Here is a 20,962-nt window from a genome sequence, read left to right as displayed (position 1 = left end):
CTCGTGTCATTGGATCCCGCGACCGACGCCGTACCCGGTGTCGCACCGCTTCTCGCAATCCGCCGGTTCCTGACCCGCGAGACCGTGGGCGACCACGGCCGCACGCTGCACCAGGTGTCCGGGAACGACTGGGAGAGCTTCTACCGGGACCGGTGGCGTTACGACAAGGTGGTCCGGTCGACCCACGGGGTCAACTGCACCGGCTCCTGCTCGTGGAACGTCTTCGTCAAGGACGGGCTGATCACCTGGGAGCACCAGGCGACCGACTATCCGACGACCGGACCGGACTCGCCGGACTACGAGCCGCGGGGCTGCCCGCGCGGCGCCTCCTTCTCCTGGTACGAGTACTCGCCCTCGCGCGTACGTCATCCGTACGTCAGGGGAACCCTGGCCGAGATGTTCCGGGAGGCGCGGCAGCGCCTCGGCGACCCGGTCCTCGCGTGGGCCGAGATCGTCGAGAATCCGCTGAAGGCGCGGGCCTACAAGTCGCAGCGCGGCCGCGGCGGCTTCGTGCGGGCCGGCTGGGACGAGGCGATCGAGATGATGGCCGCCGCGCACGTCTACACCACCAGGACCTACGGGCCGGACCGGGTGGTCGGCTTCTCGCCGATCCCGGCCATGTCGATGGCCTCGTTCGCGGCCGGCACCCGCTATCACGCGCTGCTCGGCGGCACCCTGCTCAGCTTCTACGACTGGTACGCCGACCTGCCGATCGCCTCGCCGCAGATCTGGGGCGACCAGACCGACGTCCCCGAGGCCGGCGACTGGTGGAACGCCACCTACCTGATGATGTGGGGCTCCAACATCCCGGTGACCCGCACCCCGGACGCGCACTTCCTGGCCGAGGCCCGGTACAAGGGGACCAAGGTGGTCGCGGTCAGCCCGGACTACGCGGACAACGTGAAGTTCGCCGGCGACTGGCTGGCCCCGCATCCCGGCACGGATGGCGCGCTCGCGATGGCGATGGGGCACGTGGTGCTGACCGAGTTCTTCCGCGACCGGACCGTCCCGTACTTCGAGGAGTACGCCCGCGGCTTCACCGACCTGCCGTTCCTGGTCACCATCGTGGACGGCAAGCCGGACCGGTTCCTGACCGCCGCCGACCTCGGCGATCCTGACGGATCGCACAAGACCGTGCTCACCGACGCGCGGACCGGCGAACTCGTCGTCCCCAACGGTTCGCTCGGTTTCCGGTACGCCGAACCGGGTCGCTGGAACCTCGAACTGGGTGACGTCGTCCCCGCCCTCGGCCTCGACCCGGCCGAGACCGCGCCGATCGACCTGCCCCGCTTCGACGTCGGTGACACCGAGGGCGGCTCGATCATCCGTCGCGGCGTTCCGGTCCGCCGGGTCGGCGAGCACCTGGTCACCACCGTCTTCGACCTGGTGATGGCCCAGTACGGGGTGCGCCGCGGCGACCTGCCGGGGGAGTGGCCGACCGGCTACGACGACGCGGACAGCCCGAACACGCCGGCCTGGCAGGAGCGGATCACCGGCGTACCGGCCGCGCTCGCCGCCCGGATCGGCCGGGAGTTCGCCCGCAACGCCGAGCGCAGCCGGGGTCGTTCGATGATCGTCCTGGGCGCCGGCGCCAACCAGTGGTTCCACTCCGACATGACCTACCGGGCGTTCATCTCGCTGGTCACGCTGACCGGCTGCCAGGGCGTCAACGGCGGCGGCTGGGCGCACTACGTCGGGCAGGAGAAGGCCCGGCCGGTCACCGGCCAGCAGCACCTGAGCTTCGCCTTCGACTGGCAGCGGCCGATGCGGCACCAGGCCGGCACCCCGTTCTGGTACCTGCACACCGACCAGTGGCGCTACGAGCGGGTCCCGGCCGACGAACTCGCCTCGCCGCTGGGCGCCGGCCGGTTCGCCGGGATGTCCTTCGCCGACACGGTCGCCGCCGCGCAGCGGATGGGCTGGAGCCCGGGCCACCCGTTCTTCGACCGCAACCCGCTGGACCTGGCCGACCAGGCCGCGGCGGCCGGGCTCGGCGTGCGGGAGTACGTGATCGCGGAGCTGGCGGCGGGCCGGCTGCGGGCCTCGGCCGAGGACCCCGACGACCCGGCGAACTTCCCGCGCTGCCTCACCCTGTGGCGCAGCAACCTGCTCGGCTCCTCGGGCAAGGGCAACGAGTACTTCATGCGGCACCTGCTCGGGGTCGAGGGGTCGGCCACCGCCGACGAGTGCGGGCCTGGGCAGCGCCCGCGCGACGTGACGTGGCGCGACGAGGCGCCGACCGGCAAGCTCGACCTGCTCACCACGATCGACTTCCGGATGACCAATACCGGTCTGCACGCCGACCTGGTGCTGCCGGCCGCCACCTGGTACGAGAAGCAGGACATCTCCACCACGGACATGCACCCGTTCGTGCACGCGTTCAGTGCCGCCGTGGAACCGCCCGGCGACGCGCACACCGACTACGACACGTTCCTCGCCCTGGCCGACAAGGTCAGTGAACTGGCGGTCACGCATCTCGGCGTCCGCAAGGACGTCCTCGCCGTGCCGCTGCAGCACGACACCCCGGACGAGCTGGCGATGCCGGGTGGACGGGTGCGCGACTGGAAGTTCGGCGAGTGCGAGCCGGTCCCGGGCCGCACCATGCCCAAACTGGTCGAGATCGAACGCGACTACACGCGGCTCGGCCGCAAGATGCGCACCGTCGGGCCGCTGCTGGACGAGCTCGGCACGACCACGAAGGCCATCACGGTCGACGTGACGGACGAGATCGCCTACCTCAAGCATCAGAACGGGGTCATCGACGGGCGGCCGTCGCTCGCCACCGCCGACCGGATGTGCGAGGCGATCCTGGCGCTCTCCGGAACGACCAACGGACGCCTCGCCAGAGCCGGCTTCGAACAGCTGGAGAAGCGCACCGGCCGGCCCTTCACCGACCTGATCGACGGGCACGAGAACGACCGGATCACCTTCGCCGACACCCAGGACCGGCCACAACCCGTCTTCACCAGCCCGGAGTGGTCCGGATCGGAGAAGGACGGCCGCCGCTACTCGCCCTTCACGATCAACGTCGAGCGGCTCAAGCCCTGGCACACCCTCACCGGCCGCCAGCACTTCTTCGTCGAGCACGACTGGGTCGCCGAGCTCGGCGAGCAGCTGCCGGGCTTCCGGCCGCCGCTGAACATGGCGCGGCACTTCGGCCGGCCCGGCGAGGCCGTCGACGGGGGAGTGACCGTACGGTTCCTGACCCCGCACGCCAAGTGGTCGATCCACTCGATGTACCACGACAACGAGCTGATGCTCGCCCTGTCCCGTGGCGGGCCGGTGATCTGGATGAGCGTCCAGGACGCCCAGAAGATCGGCGTGCGCGACAACGACTGGATCGAGGCGCACAACCGCAACGGTGTCGTGGTCGCCCGCGCGGTCGTCTCGCACCGGATGCCGGAGGGCACCGTCTTCCAGTACCACTCGCCCGAACGCACGGTGAACGTCCCCAAGGCGGAGAAGTCGAAGCGCCGCGGCGGCTACCACAACTCGATGACCCGCCTGCTGATCAAGCCGACGCACCTGGCCGGCGGGCACGCCCAGCTGACCTACGCCTTCAACTACTACGGCCCGATCGGCAGCCAGCGCGACGAGATCACCGTGATCCGCCGCCGTGACCAGGAGGTGGAGTACTGATGCGGATCCGCGCGCAGATGGCGATGGTGATGAACCTCGACAAGTGCATCGGCTGCCACACCTGCTCGGTGACGTGCAAGCAGACCTGGACGAACCGGGAGGGCACCGAGTACGTCTGGTTCAACAACGTCGAGACCAAGCCCGGTATCGGCTACCCGAAGCACTACGAGGACCAGGAACGCTGGAAGGGCGGCTGGAAACTCGACGCGCGGGGCCGCCTGACGCTGCGCTCCGGCGGCCGGGGCAAGCGGCTCAGCCGGCTCTTCGCGAACCCGGACCTGCCGTCCATCGACGACTACTACGAGCCGGCCACGTTCGACAAGGACATCCTGGTCAACGCGCCCGGCGGGCTGACCGACACGCCGGTCAAGCAGCCGTACTCGACGCTGACCGGCAAACCGATGGCGATCACCTGGGGCGCCAACTGGGAGGACTCGCTCGGCGGCTCGTCCGGACAGGACGACCCGAACCTGGCCCGGATGACCGCGAAGGTCAAGTTCGAGTTCGAGAAGACGTTCATGTTCCACCTGCCCCGGATCTGCGAGCACTGCCTCAACCCGGCCTGCGTCTCGGCGTGCCTGTCCGGCGCCATGTACAAGCGCGAGGAGGACGGCATCGTCCTGGTCGATCAGGACCGGTGCCGCGGCTGGCGGATGTGCGTGTCGGCCTGCCCGTACAAGAAGGTCTACGTCAACCACGCCACCGGCAAGGCCGAGAAGTGCACGTTCTGCTTCCCCCGCCTGGAGGCGGGGCTGCCCACCATCTGCTCGGAGACGTGCGTCGGCCGCCTGCGCTACCTGGGATTGCTCTGGTACGACGAGGACGCCGTGCTCGCCGCGGCCTCCGTCGAGGACGACGCCGACCTGCTGGACGCACAGCGCTCGGTCTTCCTCGACCCGAACGACCCGGCCGTACGGCAGGCCGCCCGCGACGCCGGCATGCCGGAGGACTGGATCGAGGCGGCCGCCGCCTCCCCGGTCTGGAAGCTGATCGCCGAGTACAAGATCGCGCTGCCGCTACACCCGGAGTACCGGACGCTGCCGATGGTCTGGTATGTGCCGCCGCTCTCCCCGGTGCTGGACGCGGCCGGCGCGGCGGGCCGCGACGACAGCGACGCGGACGACATCTTCCACACCATCCGGGACCTGCGGATCCCGGTCGAGTACCTGGCCGAGCTGTTCACCGCGGGCGACACCTCGGCGGTGGCGGGAGTGCTGATGAAGCTGGCGGCCATGCGGTCGTACATGCGGGCCCGGACGCTGGACGGGACGGTCGCCCAGGAGTTGCTCGACGGGGTCGGGATGAGCGCCGGGCAGGTCGAGGCGATGTACCGGCTGCTGGCGGTCGCCAAGTACGCCGACCGGTACGTCATCCCGGCCGCGCACAAGCGGCAGGCCGCGGAGCTGGAGGCGCTGGGTGCCGAGCACGACACCTGCCCGGTGTCCGACGGGCCGCACGCGCTCGAGATCACCCCGCTGCCGGGGCGGTCATGAACGCCACGGATCGGGCGCGGATCTTCCAGCTCGCGTCGGTGCTGCTCACCTACCCCGACCGGGAACTGCTGGACGCCGGCGCCGAACTGCGGGCGGCGGCCGGCCGGATCGAGCACGACGAGGCCCGGACCCTGCTCGGCGGGTTCCTCGACTGGCTGCTGGACACCGCCGAGATCGAGGCGCAGCGGCACTACGTGCAGACCTTCGACCTGCGCCGGCGTTCCGGGCTGTACCTGACCTACTACCTGCACGGCGACACCCGCAAGCGGGGGATGGCGCTGCTGATGCTCAAGCAGCGGTACCGGGCGCACGGGCTGCGGCTGGCCGACGGTGAGCTGCCCGACCTGCTGCCCGTCGTCCTGGAGTTCGCCGCGACGGCCGGGCCGGGTGACGGCGAGGCGCCGCTGCGCCAGCACCGGCAGGGCCTCGAGCTGCTCGGCGCGGCGCTCGGCGAGACGGGTACGCCGTACGCGAAAGTGATCGAAGCCGTCCGCGTCATCCTGCCGGACCTCTCCGACGCCGACCGCGCCGCGGTGGCGGCGCTCGCCTTCGACGGCCCGCCGGTCGAGACCGTCGGTCTCGACGCGGTGGGCCACGGCCCGGACCTCGCCCCCTATGCCACCTGCACCCCCGCGGAGGTCTCCCGATGAACACCCTGATCTGGGTCGTGCTGCCGTACGCCTGCCTGATCGTCTTCGTCGCCGGGCACGTCTGGCGGTGGCGGCACGATCAGTTCGGCTGGACCACGCACACCAGCCAGCTGCTGGAGAGCCGGCTGCTGCGGCTCGGCTCGCCGCTGTTCCACCTGGGCGCGTTCGGGGTGATCGGCGGGCACGCGATGGGCCTGCTGGTGCCGGCCCCGGTCACCGAAGCACTCGGCGTGCCCGAGCACGTCTACCACGCGGTGGCGGTCTGGGGTGGCGCGCTCACCGGGACGGTACTTGTCGCCGGCCTGCTCCTGCTGATCGCCCGGCGCCTGGTCAGCGCCCGGATCCGCCGGGTCACCACCCGCATGGACAAAGTGCTGTACGCGTTCCTGGCCGCGATGGTGGTCCTCGGGATGACCGCCACGGTGGCGACGAACCTGCTCGGCGACGGGTACGACTACCGGGAGACGATCGCCGTCTGGTTCCGCGGGATCTTCTGGTTCCAGCCGCACACCGAGCTGATGACCGGGGCGCCGCTGGTGTACCAGCTGCACGCCGTCGGCGGGTTCCTCTTCCTCGCGCTGTGGCCGTTCACCCGGCTGGTGCACGTCTGGTCCGCGCCGCTGGCGTACCTCTGGCGCCCGTACGTCGTCTACCGCGCCCGCCGCGGCCCGTTCCCCGCACCGGGCCCGACGCCGGCCGAGGTGCGCTCCTCAAACGCCGGTAAGGCTGAGCAGGCGCTCCATCTCCACCACGGGTAGATGCCGGGAGCCGGCGGCCGCGCGGACCACCCAGTCGTTCCGGGATCCGGAGGGCAGCGTCCTCTCCATCACCGCTGGTCGGCGGGCCGGCTGAGCAGCGGGCCGAGTCGGGTGAGGACGAGCCGGCCGATGACGTCCGCCCCGTACTCGGAGAAGTGGGTGTTGTCCTTGAGTTCCCGGTACAGGTAGATCGGCTGCGAGTCGGTAGGCCCGAGCCCCTCCACCAGCGCGGCACTGTCCGCCGTCAGGTTGATGTAGGACACGTCCAGTTCGGCCGCGACCCGTTCCATCTCCGCCGGCAGGTCCACGCCGAGGCCGTTGACGTGCAGCGCCACCGGGGTCAGCTTCCCGTCGCCGCCGAAGATCCGCCGGACCGGCGGGCTGACCAGGATCGGTCGCGCGTGCCGCTCGCGCACCCCGGCGACCAGGCTGGTCAGATTGGCCCGGTAGTCCTCGGCGGTGGTCTGCTTGTCGTTGTGCCCGAACTGCAGCAGCACCACGTCGCCGCGGTGCAGCAGCGGCGCCATCGTGGCGAACAGCAGCGGGTCGGCGAGGAAGGACCCGGAGCTCTCCCCGGAGTCGGCGTAGTTGGCGACCGGCACGCCCGGAAGATGCTGCGGGATGGCCTGACCCCATCCGGTGTACGGAAAGGTGTCCTGGTCGCACACGGTGGAGTCGCCGGCGAGGTAGAGCATCGGCCGGTGCGGCCGCGACGGGCGCACGGTGACGTTGCGGACGGCGGGCGCGGCGCCGGTGAAGGTGAGCGTCAGGCCCGGAGTGCCGGACCCGGCCTTGGTCGGCTCACCCTCGGGCTCCCGCACGTTGACGCCGAACCGGCGGTGGGCGAACCGTCCGGCCTCGGCGGCCACCTCGCTCACCATCATCCTGCGGGCTTCGGCGCGTACGGCTGTGGAGGCCGCGACGTCCGGCGCGCCGAGGGTGACGGCGACGTCGTAGTTTCCGGGCGGTAGGTCCGCGTGGCAGACGATGGGCGAGCTTCCGGTGCAGGTCACCGGGATCGCCGGGGAGGCCGAGGCGGGGGAGGGGAGCGCGATGGTGGCGGAGGTCAGGGCGAGGATCAGGGATGAGCCCCTAAAACGTTTCATAAGGCATTGAAGCGCTTCGATTAATGGCCCGTCAAGAGCTGTGCGGAGTCACCAGGCCGGACTCGTAGGCGAGAATGACCAGCTGGGCGCGGTCCCGCGCGTGCAGCTTGGTCATGGCCCGGTTGACGTGCGTCTTGGCGGTCACCGGGCTGATCACCATCCGGCCGGCGATCTCGTCGTTGGAGAGGCCGCGCGCGACAAGCGTGACGGCCTCCCGCTCACGAGCGGTCAGCTCCGTCAGCCCGGCGGCGGGGCCGGCGTGCGGTGGCTGGGTGACGTACCGGTCGATCAGCTTGCGGGTGATCGACGGTGCGAGCAGCGCGTCGCCGCGGGCGGCGACACGGACGCCGTGCAGGAAGTCCTCCGGCAGGATGTCCTTGACGAGGAAGCCGGCCGCCCCGGCGCGTAACGCGTCGAAGACGTACTCGTCCAGCCCGTAGTTGGTCAGGACGACGACGTGCACGCCGTCCAGATCCGGATCGGTCGCGATGCGCCGGGTGGCCTCGATGCCGTCGACCACCGGCATCCGGATGTCGAGGAGCACCACGTCCGGCCGGTGCAGCCGGGCCAGCGCCACGCCCTCGGCGCCGTCGCCCGCCTCGGCCACGACCGTCATGTCGTCCTCGGCGCAGAGCAGCGCGCGGAACCCGCTGCGGATCAGCGGCTGGTCGTCGACCAGCAGGACCCGGATCACGGTGTACGGTCCACGGGCAGTTCGGCGCGGACCGTGAAGCCGCCCCCGCCGCGCGGTTCGGCGCGCAGGTCGCCGCCGAGGGCGGTGACCCGCTCCCGCATCCCGAGCAGGCCGACGCCCGGCACCGGCGGGGACTGCGGCGTCGCGACGCCGTCGTCGTCGACCTGGACGACCACGGCGCCGGGACGGTAGGTCACCCGGACGGACGCGACGCCGGCCCGGGCGTGCCGGGCCACGTTGGTCAGCGACTCCTGCACGATCCGGTACGCGGTCCGGCCCACCGCGGCCGGCACCGCGGCCCGATCGCCCTCGATCGTCAGCGACGTGCGCAGACCGGTCGCGCCGGAGCGTTGCACGAGGCCGGGCAGGTCGTCGAGGCCGTACGGCGGGACGGTGTCGTCGTCGCGCAGCGCCTCCAGGGTCGCGCGCAGCTCACGGGCCGCCTCCCGGCCGGCGTCCCGGATCGCCAGCAGGGCCTCCGGCACCGGCTCGCCGCGTTTCCGCGCCACGTGGACGGCCGCCTCGGCCTGCACCTTGATCACGGAGATCTGGTGGGTGAGCGAGTCGTGCAGCTCCCGGGCGATGTGCAGCCGCTCCTCGTCCGCCCGGCGCAGCGCGCTCTCCTCCCGGGTGCGCTCGGCCTCGTCCGCCCGGCGTTCGGCCTGGCGCAGCGCCTCGCCCGCCGACGCGGCCGCGATCAGCCAGGCCAGTTCGAGCACACCCCGGGCCTGGGCGAACGCCTGCGCGGTGTCGTGCCGGCCCGAGACCAGCACCGCGACCGGGAGCGCGGCCAGCAGGACCACGCTCGTGAGCGCGGTGGCGACCCGGTGCCCGGCCCGCATCGCCGAGTAGACCGCCACCAGGTAGGCCACGGCGAACACGGCGAAGCCGGCGGCCTGATAGCCGACCACGCACAGCCCGCTGACGACCAGCACCGCGACCGGGGCGCGCCGGCGTGCGGCCAGCACGAGACCGCCGGCCGCCAGCAGCGCGTAGCCAAGCGGGACGGGACCGGACGGCGAGCGGTGCTCGGAGAGCCCGGCGGTCACCAGGATCGCCGCGACCGCGACGGCGACCGCCCAGTCCCGGAGCCGTGCACTGCCCATGTGGGCACCCTAGCCGGACGCGCCGCCCGGCGAATCCTGCCGTGGCGGGTGCGGGCGACTACCACGTACGCCGTACTCCGATCGTCTCCTGCCACGCCCGCGGCAGCGCGAAGTGCCGACGCCGGCACGATGCCCGGCGGCGGCCGGACGGCCAGGATCGATGGCGTCAAGCCGGAACCACCGAGGAGGACGCCATGTCGTACCCGTTGTTGCTCGCCGTCTCCACCGTCGACGCGGGCACCGTGACCGTCGATCGCGTAGTGGCCACCGCCGCCGCGCTGACCGCCCTGGCCGGTGCCGTCCTCGGCGGACTCGCGCTGGCCCGCTCGACCGGCCACCGCGTCACGCGGAGGTCGTTCGCCGCCTTGGCCGCGGGCGTCGCCGGAGCGCTCGTCGGCCTGCTGGTGGTGGCCACCGCCGATGGCGGGCCCGGCACCGGCAACGGCGTGGTCGGCGGCTACGCGGGCGTCGTGTTCGGGCTGGTCGCGGCCGCCCTGGGCGGGCTGGCGCTGTTCAGATCCCGCCGCCGGGCCTGACCCGGTCGCCGGCAGCGTCCCAAGAGGACCCTTCGACAGGACGAAGGTCCCTACTGGCGTACGGGGCGCCGCGGGAGGCTGTCGTGGAGACCCGAACCCGGGGCACCACAGCGACCGTGGAGACAGCATGAGCACAACCCGGAACCGAGCAGCCGGAGCCAAGCCCGGCGTGATGCTCGCACTCGCGACGATCGGCTTCGCCGTCAACTTCTGGGCGTGGGCGCTGCTCAGTCCGCTCGCCACCAGGTTCACCGCGGCCCTGCACCTGAGCTCCCTCCAGCAGTCGCTGCTGGTGGCCGTGCCGGTGGTGGTCGGCTCGCTCGGCCGCATCCCGGTCGGCGCGCTGACCGACCGGTTCGGCGGCCGGATCATGTTCCCGCTGGTGTCGATCAGCACCATCGTCCCGGTGCTGTATCTCGGCCTGGTCGGCCACGACTCGCTCACGGCGATCCTGGTCGGCGGCTTCTTCCTCGGCATCGGCGGCACGGCGTTCGCGGTCGGTGTGCCGTTCGTCAACGCCTGGTTCCCGCCGGAGCGGCGCGGCTTCGCCGTCGGCGTCTTCGGAATGGGCATGGGCGGCACCGCGATCAGCGCCCTGACCACGGTCAAGCTGGTCGACGCGAACAGCCTGCGCACGCCGTTCCTGATCACCGCGGCGGTGCTGGCCTTCTACGCGGTCGTCGCCTGGCTGGTGCTGCGCGACGCGCCGGGCCGGGTCGTGCCCGCCACGCCGCTGGCCGCCCGGCTCGGCAGCACCCTCCGGCTGCGGATCACCTGGCAGGCCGCCGCGCTGTACGCGGTCGCCTTCGGCGGCTACGTGGCGTTCTCCGTCTACCTGCCCGCCTACCTGAAGAACGGGTACGGGCTGACCCAGGCCGACGCCGCCAACCGGATGGCCGGGTTCGTGCTGCTCGCCGTCCTGATGCGACCGGTCGGCGGCTGGCTCGCCGACCGGGTGGCCGCCAGCCGGGTGCTCGCCGGTAGCCTGGGCGTCGTCGTCCTCGGCGCGCTCGCGCAGTCGTTCACCCCCGGCCTCGCCCCGGTCGGCACCATCGCGTTCCTCGCCATGGCGGCCGCCCTCGGCGCCGGCAGCGGCGCGACGTTCGCCCTCGTCGCCCAGCGCGCCCCGGCCGCCCAGGTCGGCTCGGTCACCGGCGTGGTGGGCGCGGCCGGCGGCCTCGGCGGCTTCGTCCCGCCGCTGGTGATGGGCGCGATCTACGGCAGCTTCCACTCGTACGGGATCGGACTCGCCCTGCTGGCGGTGGTCGCGCTCGCGGCCCTGGCGTTCGACCTGCTCGCGGTCGGCCGGCACCGCGAGCCGATCACGGCCTGACCTCGAGGGCCGGCGCCTCGCCCGGGCAGCAGCGGACGGCTTCCCGGGCGGGGTCGAGCAGTTCGCCGGACGGCGGCGGCAGCGGGCTGGAAGCGGGCCGGGACGCGCGGCAGGGGCCCGGGACCGCGCGGGCCCCGCGCGGGAGAGCCACGGGGCTCGGCTGGAAGCCTGGTCACAGGTCCCCATCGGTCGTACCCCGGAAATGGATCTTGAATTTCCGTTCTTAAATCGATGTCGCTGGAAGGATTTGGCCGGTACGAAGTCCAGGTGGTCGTTCTCGTGCTCTTCGTCGCCGTCCTGCTGCTCGGCATCGCGGACTCGATGGTCAACTCCTACATCGTCCTCTTCGGTGCCGATGTCGTCGGGCTGACGCCGTTCCAGATCGGTGTGTGGTCGTCGGTCTTCGCGATCGGCGGGATCGTGATCAGCTGGTGGCTCGGGCGGCTGTTCGACCACCGGCCCACGCGGACGTATGCGGTCGCCGTGATCCTTCTGGGGTCGGCGGGCTATGTGCTGCTGCCTCGGGTTTCGAGCTTCATCGTGCTGCTGCTGATGGCGGTGACGGTGCTCGGGGCGATGGCGGCGGCCTTTCCGCAGCTGTTCTCCCTGGCGCGGGCGGTGCTCGGTGAGGGGGCCGCCGGGCAACGCTCCGGTCCGCTGCTGCGCGCGGCCTGGTCCCTGGCGTGGGCCGTCGGGCCGCTGCTGGGCGCGCTCGTGCTCTCCCGAGGCGGATATTCATGGCTGCTGTGGACGGCCGCCGGGGTGTTCCTCGTTTCCGCGTTGACGGTTCTCGTCGTGCCGCGGCCCGGGCCGGTCGCGGTGGCGCGTTCGGCGCCGGGCGGGACGCCCGTGCTGCTCACGGTGAGCATCACCCTGTTCTTCACCGCGATGTTCGCGGGCGGCCTCGCGCTGCCGTTGTTCGTCACGCGTGCCCTGCACCAGGAAGCGGCCTCCGTCGGCGTGCTCTCCAGCGTCTGCGCCGCCATCGAGGTGGTGGTCACGCTGGGGCTGGCCGCCCTTCCGGCCCGAGTCGGCCAGCGCGGCCTGATCGTCGGCGGGTTCGGGGCCTTCGTCTGCTACTACGCGCTGACGGTGGTCTCGTCGAGCCTGCTGATGCTCGTGATCGGCCAGGTCCTGCGCGGGGTGGCGATCGCGATCGTCGGGGCGGCCGGCATCCGGTACTTCCAGGACCTGCTCGCCCCGGCCACCGGTCGCGCCACCACGCTCTTCACCAACGCGTGCACGGCCGGCCTGCTGGTCTCCGGCATCCTGTCCGGCCTGGCGGTCGAGCATCTCGGCTACCGGGCGACCCTCCTGCTCTGCGGGGTCCTGGCCGCGCTGGGCGGGGTCGCCTTCGCCCTCGGTTCCGCCCGCCGCCCGGCCGAAAGCCGACATACGGCGAAGATGCGTGACAGCATTTGAGCGGGCCGGAGTTATCACCCCTGGCGAAGGGTGTCCGTGCCTTCGCGCAGGTTCAGAGTGGTGGCCAGACCATCTCCAACCACAGGGGGCTCCGATGGGCGACACCTACGCGTACCAACCGGCCGGGGTTGCCGCCCGGGACCGCGCGCACACCCTGTTCGCGCAGACGATGGGCTACGTCGCGGCGACGACCGGCATGTTCGCGCTCGGCGCGTACCTCGGTCGCAACCTGTCCAGCGGCATCGCGTTCATCGCATACCTCGCGTCGTTCGCCGCCCTGATCGCCATGCAGTTCACCGTCCGCCGGTCGCGGCAGAACACGGTCGCGCTGCTCCTGGGGTTCGGCGTGCTGATGGGGGTGGCGGTCGCGCCGACGCTGGTCTACTACGCCAGCACCGACCCGCAGGCGCTCTGGCAGGCCGGCGCGGCGACGGCGCTGTTCGTCGGCGGATTCGGCGCGGCCGGTTACGCCACCCGCCGCGATCTCACGGCGCTCGCCCGGATCTGCTTCTGGGCGCTGCTGGCCCTGATCGTCTTCGGCATCGTGCTGATCTTCGTGAACATCCCGGGTGGAGCGCTCATCTACTCCGTGCTCGGCCTGGTGATCTTCGCGGGGTTCATCATGTTCGACTTCCAGCGGCTGCGGCGTAACTCCAACCTCGACGTGGCGCCGCTGCTGGCGGCGTCGATCTTCCTCGACATCCTCAACGTCTTCCTGTTCTTCCTGCGAATCTTCCGGGGCGGCAACCGCTGATCCGCTCGTTCTGCAGCGAATTGCCGGGGGATGCGGAGCCGGCCGGTGGGTGACTGGAGCTGATCGTCAGGCGGTGTGGGTGGCCGGTGGCGCCGCTCGCGGTCGACCGGTGTGTTACGACGTTGTGGCCGAGCCGGAGTGGCACGGCTGGGTCCGGCGGCTGTAAGCCGGGCCGGGACGCGACCATCAGCACCAGCCGGAAAGGATCCACGGCTTCCCGGCGCCCCCTGCACGGCTGGACGTCGTCTCATTCCGAGCTCAGTGCGCCCGCTTCATCCCCGCCCGCTGCAGCACCTTCAACGACCCCACGTTGTCACTCGCGGCACGGGCGAACAGGGGTTGGACCCGAACCGCCTCCAGGAGCAGGGCCAGCGCCCGGGAAGCGACACCCTGCCCCCAGAACGACCTGTCGATCCAGTACGTGACCTCGGTGTCGCCCTCGATCACGAAGCTGGCGACACTACCGACGAGCCGGCCATCGAGCGTGATGACGCGGTGGGTGACCTCGGGTGATGCCCTGATCCTCGCCATGTGGGCGTCGAAGGCGGCGCGATCGTCGGGATCCTTGTCGGTGAACGCCGCCATCCGGACCGACTCGGGATCCCGCGTCTGCTCGAACAGCGCGTCGAGGTCGGAATCGCCGATCGGCCGCAGCGTCACCTCAGCCACAAGCGCCTCCACACTGGTCCGGCATCCATCAGTGGGCGAACCTACCAACAGGGTCCGACATTCTGTGGAGCTCCAGCTTGACCAGCCACCTACGCTCGTTGCCGTGCAGCGGGATCTTGTTCTGAAGGGGCTGGCGGAGAACCCGGCAGTCCCGGTCGACGTGCTGACGCGCCTGCTATGTGACTGGCCGCACCCCGTCGTCGCGGGACTCCGGGCCCGTGCTGACCTGCCCGTGACGTTGCAGGAGCAGATGGCCGGGCACGAGTCGCGCCAGGTTCGGTCTGCCGTCGCCAGCCATGAGCCGTTGGACCCGGGGATCCGGGAGACGCTGCTCAGCGACCCGGACTGGCATGTTCGTACCTGGGCTTTCGCATCGCGCGAGCACCCGCTGCCGGAAGAGGCTCTGATCCGGGTGATGACGGACCTGCTGGACCTGCCGGACGACATGCCGTTCCTGGATCACGAGCTTTTCGAGGAGATGTTCTTCGCGGACCGGAACCGGATCCTGGTCGTGGCACGGCACCCTGACCCCCGGGTGCGCCGATTCGCGGTGCCCTACGCCGGGCGGAACCGTCTGCGGTTTCTGGTGACTGACCCGGACCCGCAGGTGGCGGCGGCGGCCGCCGCGTCGGTCGCGGAGCACGAGCGGCTCATGCAACCGGCCGACCTGCCGAAACAGCACTGCCACGCATTCTGGTGGGTCCTGCAGCGGCCGCTCTCCCAGGCGCTCGCGGAGCAGGTGGCCGCCTCGGGTGACGTCGAGGCCATCCAGTCCATCACCGTCAACCCGACGCTCCCGCCGAACCTCGTCGAGATTCTCGCTCGTCATCCGGATCCGGAGGTCCGGGACGGCATCGCCGCCCGCGCGGACCTGGACGCCGATCAGGTCGCGGCGTTCGTCGCCGATCCGGACCCGGCTGTTCGTGCCGTGGTCGCCGGACGTGCCGGACTCACCCGCGAGCAGATCGCCGCCCTCGCCGCCGACCCCGACGATGCTGTTCGAACGACGATCGCGACCTACGCGTACCTCTCCGAGGAGGAACGGGCGATCCTCGACGGCAACGCCGACCTGGCCCCGGACCGGGCCCCGCAGTGGGCGCGTTCGAAGAACCCGCGGCTTCGCCGCCGGGCCGCGCAGTGCCCGGACCTGCCTCCCGAACTCACCGATCTCCTCACCACCGACCCCGATGCGACGGTACGAACGAACCTGGCCCTGAATCACCCGGGCGCCCCGAGCGAGTTGTTACTGAGCTGCTTCCTCGACGACCGGCACCGAACCGAGCTGCTCGCCCGGCCACAGTTCCCGCGGACCGGCCTGTCCCGCTTCGCCGACCACGACGATCCGCGGGTACGACTTCTGGTCGCCCGCGACCCCGACCCGGATCCGATGGTGATCGGCCGCCTGACCGCCGACCCGGATCGACGCGTCCGCGAGGCGATGGCCCGCTCCCCGCACCTGCCCGCCGACCGGCTGACCGCCCTGCTCGACGACGCGGAACTGGCGGCCGACGCCGCCGCCAACCCTTCCCTCGACTGGGAACCGGTCATCGAGGCGTTGCGACAGACCGCACCTCACGGCACGGTCACGCAGGATGCAGGACGGCGTGACGACCAGGGCGAGTGGACTTGACCGCATACATCAGCGCGTCCGCGCGGCGCAGCACCGCGTCCACATCCAGGTCTTCCGGTGCCCGCATGCCGACGCCGACGCTCGCGCCGATGACGACCCGGTGGCCGGAGATCGTGAACGGGCGGGCGAGGCGGTCGGTCAGGCGGGCGCCGACCTCCTCGGCCTCCGCGCGGTCCGTGACGCCGGGCATGAGAACCGCGAACTCGTCGCCGCCGAGCCGCGCGACCAGGTCGCCCGTGCGGGTCTCGGCGCGCAGCACGTGGCCGACCTCGACGAGCAGGGCGTCGCCGACGGCGTGCCCGTGCTGGTCGTTGACCGGTTTGAAGCCGTCGAGGTCCAGGTAGAGCAGCGCGAGGGGACCGTCGAGGGCGTCCTCGGCGCGCTGCACGAACAGGGAGCGGTTCGCCAGCCCCGTCAGCGGGTCGTGGTAGGCGAGGTGGTGCAGTTCCTGCTCCCGGACGCGCAACTGCGCCACGACCCGGTGCAGGTCGCGGCTCAGCGCGGTGTTGTCCCGCAGCGCCACCATCTGGCGGATCAGGACCAGCAGGATCACCGTTCCGAGCAGGACGGCCAGGAACGCGGTCAGTTGCTCGCCCCGGGCCAGCAACTCGACCGCGGAAAGGACCGCGACGGCGAGCGGCACGTAGGGCAGCCACGGCAGGAACGGCGCGCTCTGCCCGGAGTCGCTGGGCCGGCCCGACGGGGCGCGGTGCGCCGCGAGGGCGACGAGGATGAACCCGGCCACCCAGCCGGTGTCGATCGGCGCGCCGCAGGTGTAGGTGCTGTGCTGGTTCAGATACGCGAACCCGAGATCGCCGACGCTCAAGGCGACCGCGGCGGCGAGCATCAGCGTCGCGGTCCTCCGGTGCCCCGCCGTCGCCCGAGGCAGCAGGATCAGCGCCACCGCGGCGAGGAGCACGTCGCTGAGCGGGTACGCCAGCGACACCGCCTTCGCCGCGGCCGTGAGGTTGCCGGCCTGGTACACGGCCTCCAGGACGAACACCCAGCTGAGAAAGAGCAGCGACCCGGCGATGATCAGCCCGTCCAGCACCACGCGCAGCAGGCCCCGGCGTACGCCCAGCACCGCGACCATGCCGGCGACGGCGGCCGGCACCATCGTCAGGAAGCCGAAGTCGCCAAGGTTGGGAAACGGCGCGATGCCCGCCCGGAACGTCACGTAGTACGCCCACACCGACTCGCCGAACGCCCAGCCGACCATGCCGACGGCAAGAACCGCCCAGCCGTATCGGGCCCGGCCGGCGCACCGGCGGGCGGCGCGGGCAGCGCTCGCCGCGGCGATCAGCGCGCAGAGGATCAGCATCCCGACGCTGAGGTTGGTCGCGGCCTGCGAGCCCGCGGGCAACAATCGCAGCGCGAAGAAGTGTGTGACCACCAGGCCCGCGCCGAGCAGCACCACACGTACCTGATGTGACATGGGCACACTGTCCGCGCGGCTGGTTGCCGGCGCGGTGCCGTCAGGGTGCGGGGCGGTTGCGCGGCGGCTGCTCAGAGCGCGGAGAGCCCCAGCGACGCGGCGAACCCGGCGACCACGAACGGGCCGGTGAGCAGCCCCTCCACCTCGTACGCCTCCGGCAGCATCGTGTTGGAGAGCATCGCCAGCAGCGCTCCGGCCGCGAACGCCTGCGCCAGCGCACCCGCCCGCCCGTGCGCCGGGTCGAGCAGCCCGTACCCGGCCGCGGCGGCCAGCGCCGACACGAGCACGACCGCTGACCACATCAGCAGGACCCGGCTCTGCCGCCACCTGGCCACCCGAAGGCCGGCCGAGGAGGCCATCCCCTCCGGCAGGTTGGAGAGCACGATCCCGGCGAACAGCGCGATGCTGACCTGGCCCTGCAGGACGGTGAGGCCGAGCACGAACGACTCGGGGATGCCGTCCAGCACCGAGCCGAGCACGATCGCCAGGGGCGAGCCGGCCGCCTGAGCGCCCGCGGAGTCCTTACGGTCACCGCCGCCGCGGCGGCTCAGCAGCCAGTCGCCGAGGGTGAAGAGCCCCGCGCCGATCAGTACGTACAGCCCGACAATGCCGACCGTCCGGGTCTTGAGCGCCTCGTCGATCAGCTCGAACGAGATCGAGCCGAGGAGCAGGCCGGTGCCGAGCGCCATCACCACCGCGATCAGCCGGCGTCCCGGGCGCAGCTGGTACGCGATGACGGCGCCGACCAGGAGTGCCGCGGAGCTCAGCGCGCCCCAGAGGAAGGCCTCAGCCATCGACGCTCCCTGTCGTACGGATGAGGGCAGTCAGGCGAGTTCGCCGAACGGCGTCGGAATGTAGCGTAGCGGCAGCTCCGGCTCCTGGTAGCCGTTCGCCTCCTGACGCCGGGGCAACTTGACGTCGCGCGGCTTGAGCGGCTCGTACGGGACCCGGCTCAGCAGGTGGCTGATGATGTTGAGACGGGCACGCTTCTTGTCGTCGGTGTTGGCGACGTACCACGGCGCCCAGTCGGTGTCGGTGCGGGCGAGCATCTCGTCCCTGGCCCGGGAGTAGTCGTACCAGTGCCGGTACGACTTGAGATCCATGTCGGACAGCTTCCACACCTTGCGCGGGTCGTCGATGCGGCTCTGCAGTCGCCGGGTCTGCTCCTGCTGGCTGACCTCCAGCCAGTACTTGAACAGCAGAATCCCGGAGTCCGTCATCGCCTTCTCCCACGAGGGGATGATCTCGATGAAGCGCTCGGTCTCCTCCGGGGTGCAGAATCCCATCACCCGCTCGACCCCGGCCCGGTTGTACCAGGACCGGTCGAAGATCACGACTTCGCCACCGGCCGGGAAGTGCGCCATGTACCGCTGCGCGTACATCTGGCTCTTCTCCCGCTCGGTCGGCGTGGGGAGCGCGACCACCCGGAACACCCGCGGGCTGACCCGCTCGGTGATCCGCCGGATCGTGCCGCCCTTGCCGGCGGTGTCCCGCCCCTCGAAGACGACACAGATCTTGGCGCCGGTGGCTTTGACCCACTCCTGCATCGCCACCAGCTCGCCGTGCAGATGCCGCATCTCCTTCTCGTACGGCCCGCTCTTCATTCTGATGGTGGTTCGTGACTTTTCGTCCTTGGCGTGGTGTTTTTCCTTCTTCGACATGGTGTTTGTTCTCCGGGTACGGGTTCAGGCTGTGCCGCGGTGCGGCAGCCACCCTCGTACTCTTCCCGAACTCCCGATGGCGGTGCCTCATCCGCGTGGAATGAGGGCGGAATCGCGACGGGCACCGCGCTCGGATCGCCGCGGGGCGGCGACAGATTCAATTTCCCCGGTACGACCGGTGGGGCGCTGTGGCCAGGCTCGAGCCGGGGTCCTGGCTCTGGGCTGAACCACGACACATCACCACCCAAGCCGTGCGGGCATCAGATCAGCCGATTCCGAAGATGAACATCGTGAACGTGAAGTCGCCGCCCTCGGTGCCGTTGCCGGACGGGAGGCCCGTCGGCTCACCGTCGAGGCGCCGGCCGCTCTCGGCCGCGGAGATCGCCGGGCGTCCGGTATCCGGCTGTGGGTCGCCGAAGGCCGTCACCCGGTACGAACCCGGCGGCATCACTCCGCCGACTCCCACGCCGGCGTACCGCCAGAACCCGACCGTGGCGCTGTCCAGGCTGAACTGTCCGGACACCGGTGTGGTGGTTCCGTCTACATTGACCAGGTTCACCAGCAGGCTGCTGGCCTCAGGCGGCGCCGACTCGAAGGTGGTGACGCTGTCGCCGGCGACGGCGCGGTCGAAGCCGATCCGGAAGCCGATCGGAAACTGGTTGACGTTGACCACGATCTCTTCGGACGGGTCCGTCAGCCGGGCCTCCGCGTCGGAGTCGAACGCAATGGTCACCTCTGTGATGCGCAACGGCGGCGGCGTCGCCTTGGGCACGGACACGACCAACAGGCGCGCCCCGCATGAGCCGGTGAAGCCCACCACCTGGTCCGGCTGCCGATTGCCGGCGAACGTCGCGCCGTCCAGGATCGCCGTCGCTGTGGAGTCCGCGACCACCTTGCCCTGCCCGCTGCGCTCCGGCCAGCTCTCGGCCAGCCACATGATCGAGTCCTCGGCGACCCGGTTCTGGACGATGTCGAGGACCTGGGACGTGACCTGCTGGACGGCAGCCGCGTCCGGGCCGTCGACGGACAGTGGCACCGTGCCGAGCACGCCCAGCCCGGTGGCGATCAGTTTGTCGACGGCGGCGGTGTTGCCGGCCATGAACGCCTCCACCAGGGCCGCTTCCGGCCCCTCCTGGTTGCGATTGATCCGGATCACCTCCATGCACCCCAGCGATCGCGGCGGGCAGAAGAAGCCGTAGTTGCCGAAGGACGCGAGGAAACGGCGGTTTGCCAGCTGGTCCACCGTCACCGCGCCGCGTCCGGTTACCGTGATGTCGGCCAGGACGACCCACGGCGAGCAGGCGCAGTCGGGGCACTGCCGGCTGCCGTGCTCCCGGATCGACGCGGTGCAGGCGACCGCCTCTTGGAGCCGGTCGTCGGCACTGCCGCCCGCCTGCTTGGTGTAGGCCGGGGGCAGGGCGTCGAGCAGGGCGAACGCCGCTCCCTCGGCGATCCGGCTGTACTCGCAGGCGGTCTCGTCGTCACATCCGCAGCCGCAGGACGCGGTCCGTACCGGCCGGGTCATCGCCTCGTCGTAGCGGACGGCCAGGTAGTACGTCGCCCCTGGGTCGCGCCGTTGCCGCACCGGCGCGCACCAGGGGTCGAGCGGGCCGCCGCCGGCGCCCGGTTCGCCGGCCCGTACGTCGACGGTGGTGGCCGTCTCCACCAGGATCTCGTCGCCGCCGGGCGCGAGCGCGTGGCCGGCGGTCACCTTGACCTGCCACGGCACCGGCCGGCCCGCGGTGTCCAGCGCCGGCGCCACGGTGAGGCCGCAATCCACGCCCCACCCGTGCAGCAGCCGGTTGTGGCGGCGCATCCGCTCGAGCACCCAGACCTGCGTGTCGGTCAGATCGCGCGGGCCAACCAGTTGCCCGGCGAACCACCGCGGGCGCTCGCGCGCGGCGGCGGAATCGCATCCGCCGCCACAGCCGCCGCTGCTGCCGCCACAGCCGCAGGCTGCCGGGTACAGCTTCGCAACCGCGCCGGACGATGTGCCCTCGCAGCCGCAGTCCCCGCTGCGCCGTACCGCTTCTCGCGCTGCCGTCATCGTCTTCTCCGTGGTCATCGCCGTCGTCC

The 20,962-nt window shown here is 71.4% G+C and carries 16 protein-coding genes and 1 pseudogene; 9 read left to right on the top strand and 8 right to left on the bottom strand.

Annotated features, from left to right (window positions below; all coding sequences use genetic code 11):
• Window positions 1–9: 9 nt before the first annotated feature.
• The 4 genes and pseudogenes from CHC09_RS26075 (at window position 10) to narI (ending at window position 6,540) form a co-directional block, all read left to right on the top strand.
• Entirely contained in the window at window positions 10–3,639 is a 3,630-nt protein-coding gene (locus tag CHC09_RS26075; protein ID WP_373871961.1) for a nitrate reductase subunit alpha, read from the top strand.
• A pseudogene (gene narH / locus CHC09_RS26070) lies at window positions 3,639–5,075 on the top strand (nitrate reductase subunit beta); the annotation flags it as partial. The gene CHC09_RS26075 and the pseudogene narH, both read left to right, overlap by 1 nt.
• Before the next feature lie 53 nt (window positions 5,076–5,128).
• Window positions 5,129–5,782, top strand: coding sequence for a nitrate reductase molybdenum cofactor assembly chaperone (gene narJ, locus CHC09_RS26065; protein ID WP_089295810.1), 654 nt, complete (start codon window positions 5,129–5,131; stop codon window positions 5,780–5,782).
• On the top strand, window positions 5,779–6,540 hold the full coding sequence (narI, locus tag CHC09_RS26060) for a respiratory nitrate reductase subunit gamma (RefSeq protein WP_089295809.1): 762 nt from the start codon (window positions 5,779–5,781) through the stop codon (window positions 6,538–6,540). The genes narJ and narI overlap by 4 nt, the downstream gene beginning before the upstream one ends.
• Before the next feature lie 68 nt (window positions 6,541–6,608).
• Here the strand turns inward: narI and CHC09_RS26055 are convergent, their stop codons facing one another.
• Genes CHC09_RS26055 through CHC09_RS26045 form a run of 3 tightly spaced genes read right to left on the bottom strand, consistent with a single transcriptional unit; the run spans window position 6,609 to window position 9,446 of the window.
• Window positions 6,609–7,646, bottom strand: a complete 1,038-nt coding sequence (locus CHC09_RS26055) for a rhamnogalacturonan acetylesterase (protein WP_089295808.1) — start codon at window positions 7,644–7,646, stop codon at window positions 6,609–6,611.
• 31 nt (window positions 7,647–7,677) lie between these two features.
• Window positions 7,678–8,340 (bottom strand): response regulator, encoded by a 663-nt coding sequence (locus CHC09_RS26050; protein WP_089295807.1) that lies wholly within the window; start codon window positions 8,338–8,340, stop codon window positions 7,678–7,680.
• On the bottom strand, window positions 8,337–9,446 hold the full coding sequence (locus CHC09_RS26045; protein WP_089295806.1) for a sensor histidine kinase: 1,110 nt from the start codon (window positions 9,444–9,446) through the stop codon (window positions 8,337–8,339). Before CHC09_RS26045 ends, CHC09_RS26050 begins: the two co-directional genes overlap by 4 nt.
• Before the next feature lie 41 nt (window positions 9,447–9,487).
• Between CHC09_RS26045 and CHC09_RS26040 the strand changes: the two genes are divergently transcribed.
• The 4 genes from CHC09_RS26040 (at window position 9,488) to CHC09_RS26025 (ending at window position 13,491) form a co-directional block, all read left to right on the top strand.
• Window positions 9,488–9,982, top strand: a complete 495-nt coding sequence (locus CHC09_RS26040) for a DUF6223 family protein (RefSeq protein ID WP_203833193.1) — start codon at window positions 9,488–9,490, stop codon at window positions 9,980–9,982.
• A gap of 127 nt (window positions 9,983–10,109) precedes the next feature.
• Complete coding sequence (locus tag CHC09_RS26035) at window positions 10,110–11,315, top strand: MFS transporter (RefSeq protein WP_089295804.1); 1,206 nt, start codon at window positions 10,110–10,112, stop codon at window positions 11,313–11,315.
• A 267-nt stretch (window positions 11,316–11,582) separates the two neighbouring features.
• Window positions 11,583–12,737, top strand: coding sequence for a sugar efflux transporter (locus tag CHC09_RS26030; protein WP_179277288.1), 1,155 nt, complete (start codon window positions 11,583–11,585; stop codon window positions 12,735–12,737).
• 94 nt (window positions 12,738–12,831) lie between these two features.
• Entirely contained in the window at window positions 12,832–13,491 is a 660-nt protein-coding gene (locus tag CHC09_RS26025; protein ID WP_089295802.1) for a Bax inhibitor-1/YccA family protein, read from the top strand.
• A gap of 258 nt (window positions 13,492–13,749) precedes the next feature.
• Here CHC09_RS26025 and CHC09_RS26020 read toward each other — a convergent pair whose 3' ends face one another.
• Window positions 13,750–14,160, bottom strand: coding sequence for a GNAT family N-acetyltransferase (locus tag CHC09_RS26020; RefSeq protein ID WP_089295801.1), 411 nt, complete (start codon window positions 14,158–14,160; stop codon window positions 13,750–13,752).
• Between the two features lie 103 nt (window positions 14,161–14,263).
• On the opposite strand from CHC09_RS26020, the gene CHC09_RS26015 reads away from it, so the two are divergent.
• Entirely contained in the window at window positions 14,264–15,790 is a 1,527-nt protein-coding gene (locus CHC09_RS26015) for a hypothetical protein (protein WP_089295800.1), read from the top strand.
• Here the strand turns inward: CHC09_RS26015 and CHC09_RS26010 are convergent.
• The 4 genes from CHC09_RS26010 to CHC09_RS25995 all read right to left on the bottom strand — a co-directional run bounded on the left by CHC09_RS26010 (window position 15,744) and on the right by CHC09_RS25995 (window position 20,951).
• On the bottom strand, window positions 15,744–17,225 hold the full coding sequence (locus CHC09_RS26010; RefSeq protein WP_089295799.1) for a GGDEF domain-containing protein: 1,482 nt from the start codon (window positions 17,223–17,225) through the stop codon (window positions 15,744–15,746). The genes CHC09_RS26015 and CHC09_RS26010 overlap by 47 nt on opposite strands.
• A gap of 71 nt (window positions 17,226–17,296) precedes the next feature.
• Window positions 17,297–18,019 carry a ZIP family metal transporter gene (locus tag CHC09_RS26005; protein WP_089295798.1) on the bottom strand — a complete coding sequence of 241 codons (723 nt, stop codon included), beginning with the start codon at window positions 18,017–18,019 and terminating at the stop codon, window positions 17,297–17,299.
• A gap of 30 nt (window positions 18,020–18,049) precedes the next feature.
• Window positions 18,050–18,886: a polyphosphate kinase 2 gene (ppk2, locus tag CHC09_RS26000; RefSeq protein ID WP_089295797.1), complete on the bottom strand. Its 837-nt coding sequence runs from the start codon at window positions 18,884–18,886 to the stop codon at window positions 18,050–18,052.
• A gap of 265 nt (window positions 18,887–19,151) precedes the next feature.
• Complete coding sequence (locus CHC09_RS25995) at window positions 19,152–20,951, bottom strand: hypothetical protein (protein WP_089295796.1); 1,800 nt, start codon at window positions 20,949–20,951, stop codon at window positions 19,152–19,154.
• Window positions 20,952–20,962 lie beyond the last annotated feature (11 nt).

Source organism: Actinoplanes regularis (assembly GCF_900188005.1).
Lineage (GTDB): Bacteria > Actinomycetota > Actinomycetes > Mycobacteriales > Micromonosporaceae > Actinoplanes > Actinoplanes regularis.
Note: the sequence above shows the minus strand (reverse complement) of the source record. Positions and strands in the feature narration are given on the sequence as shown.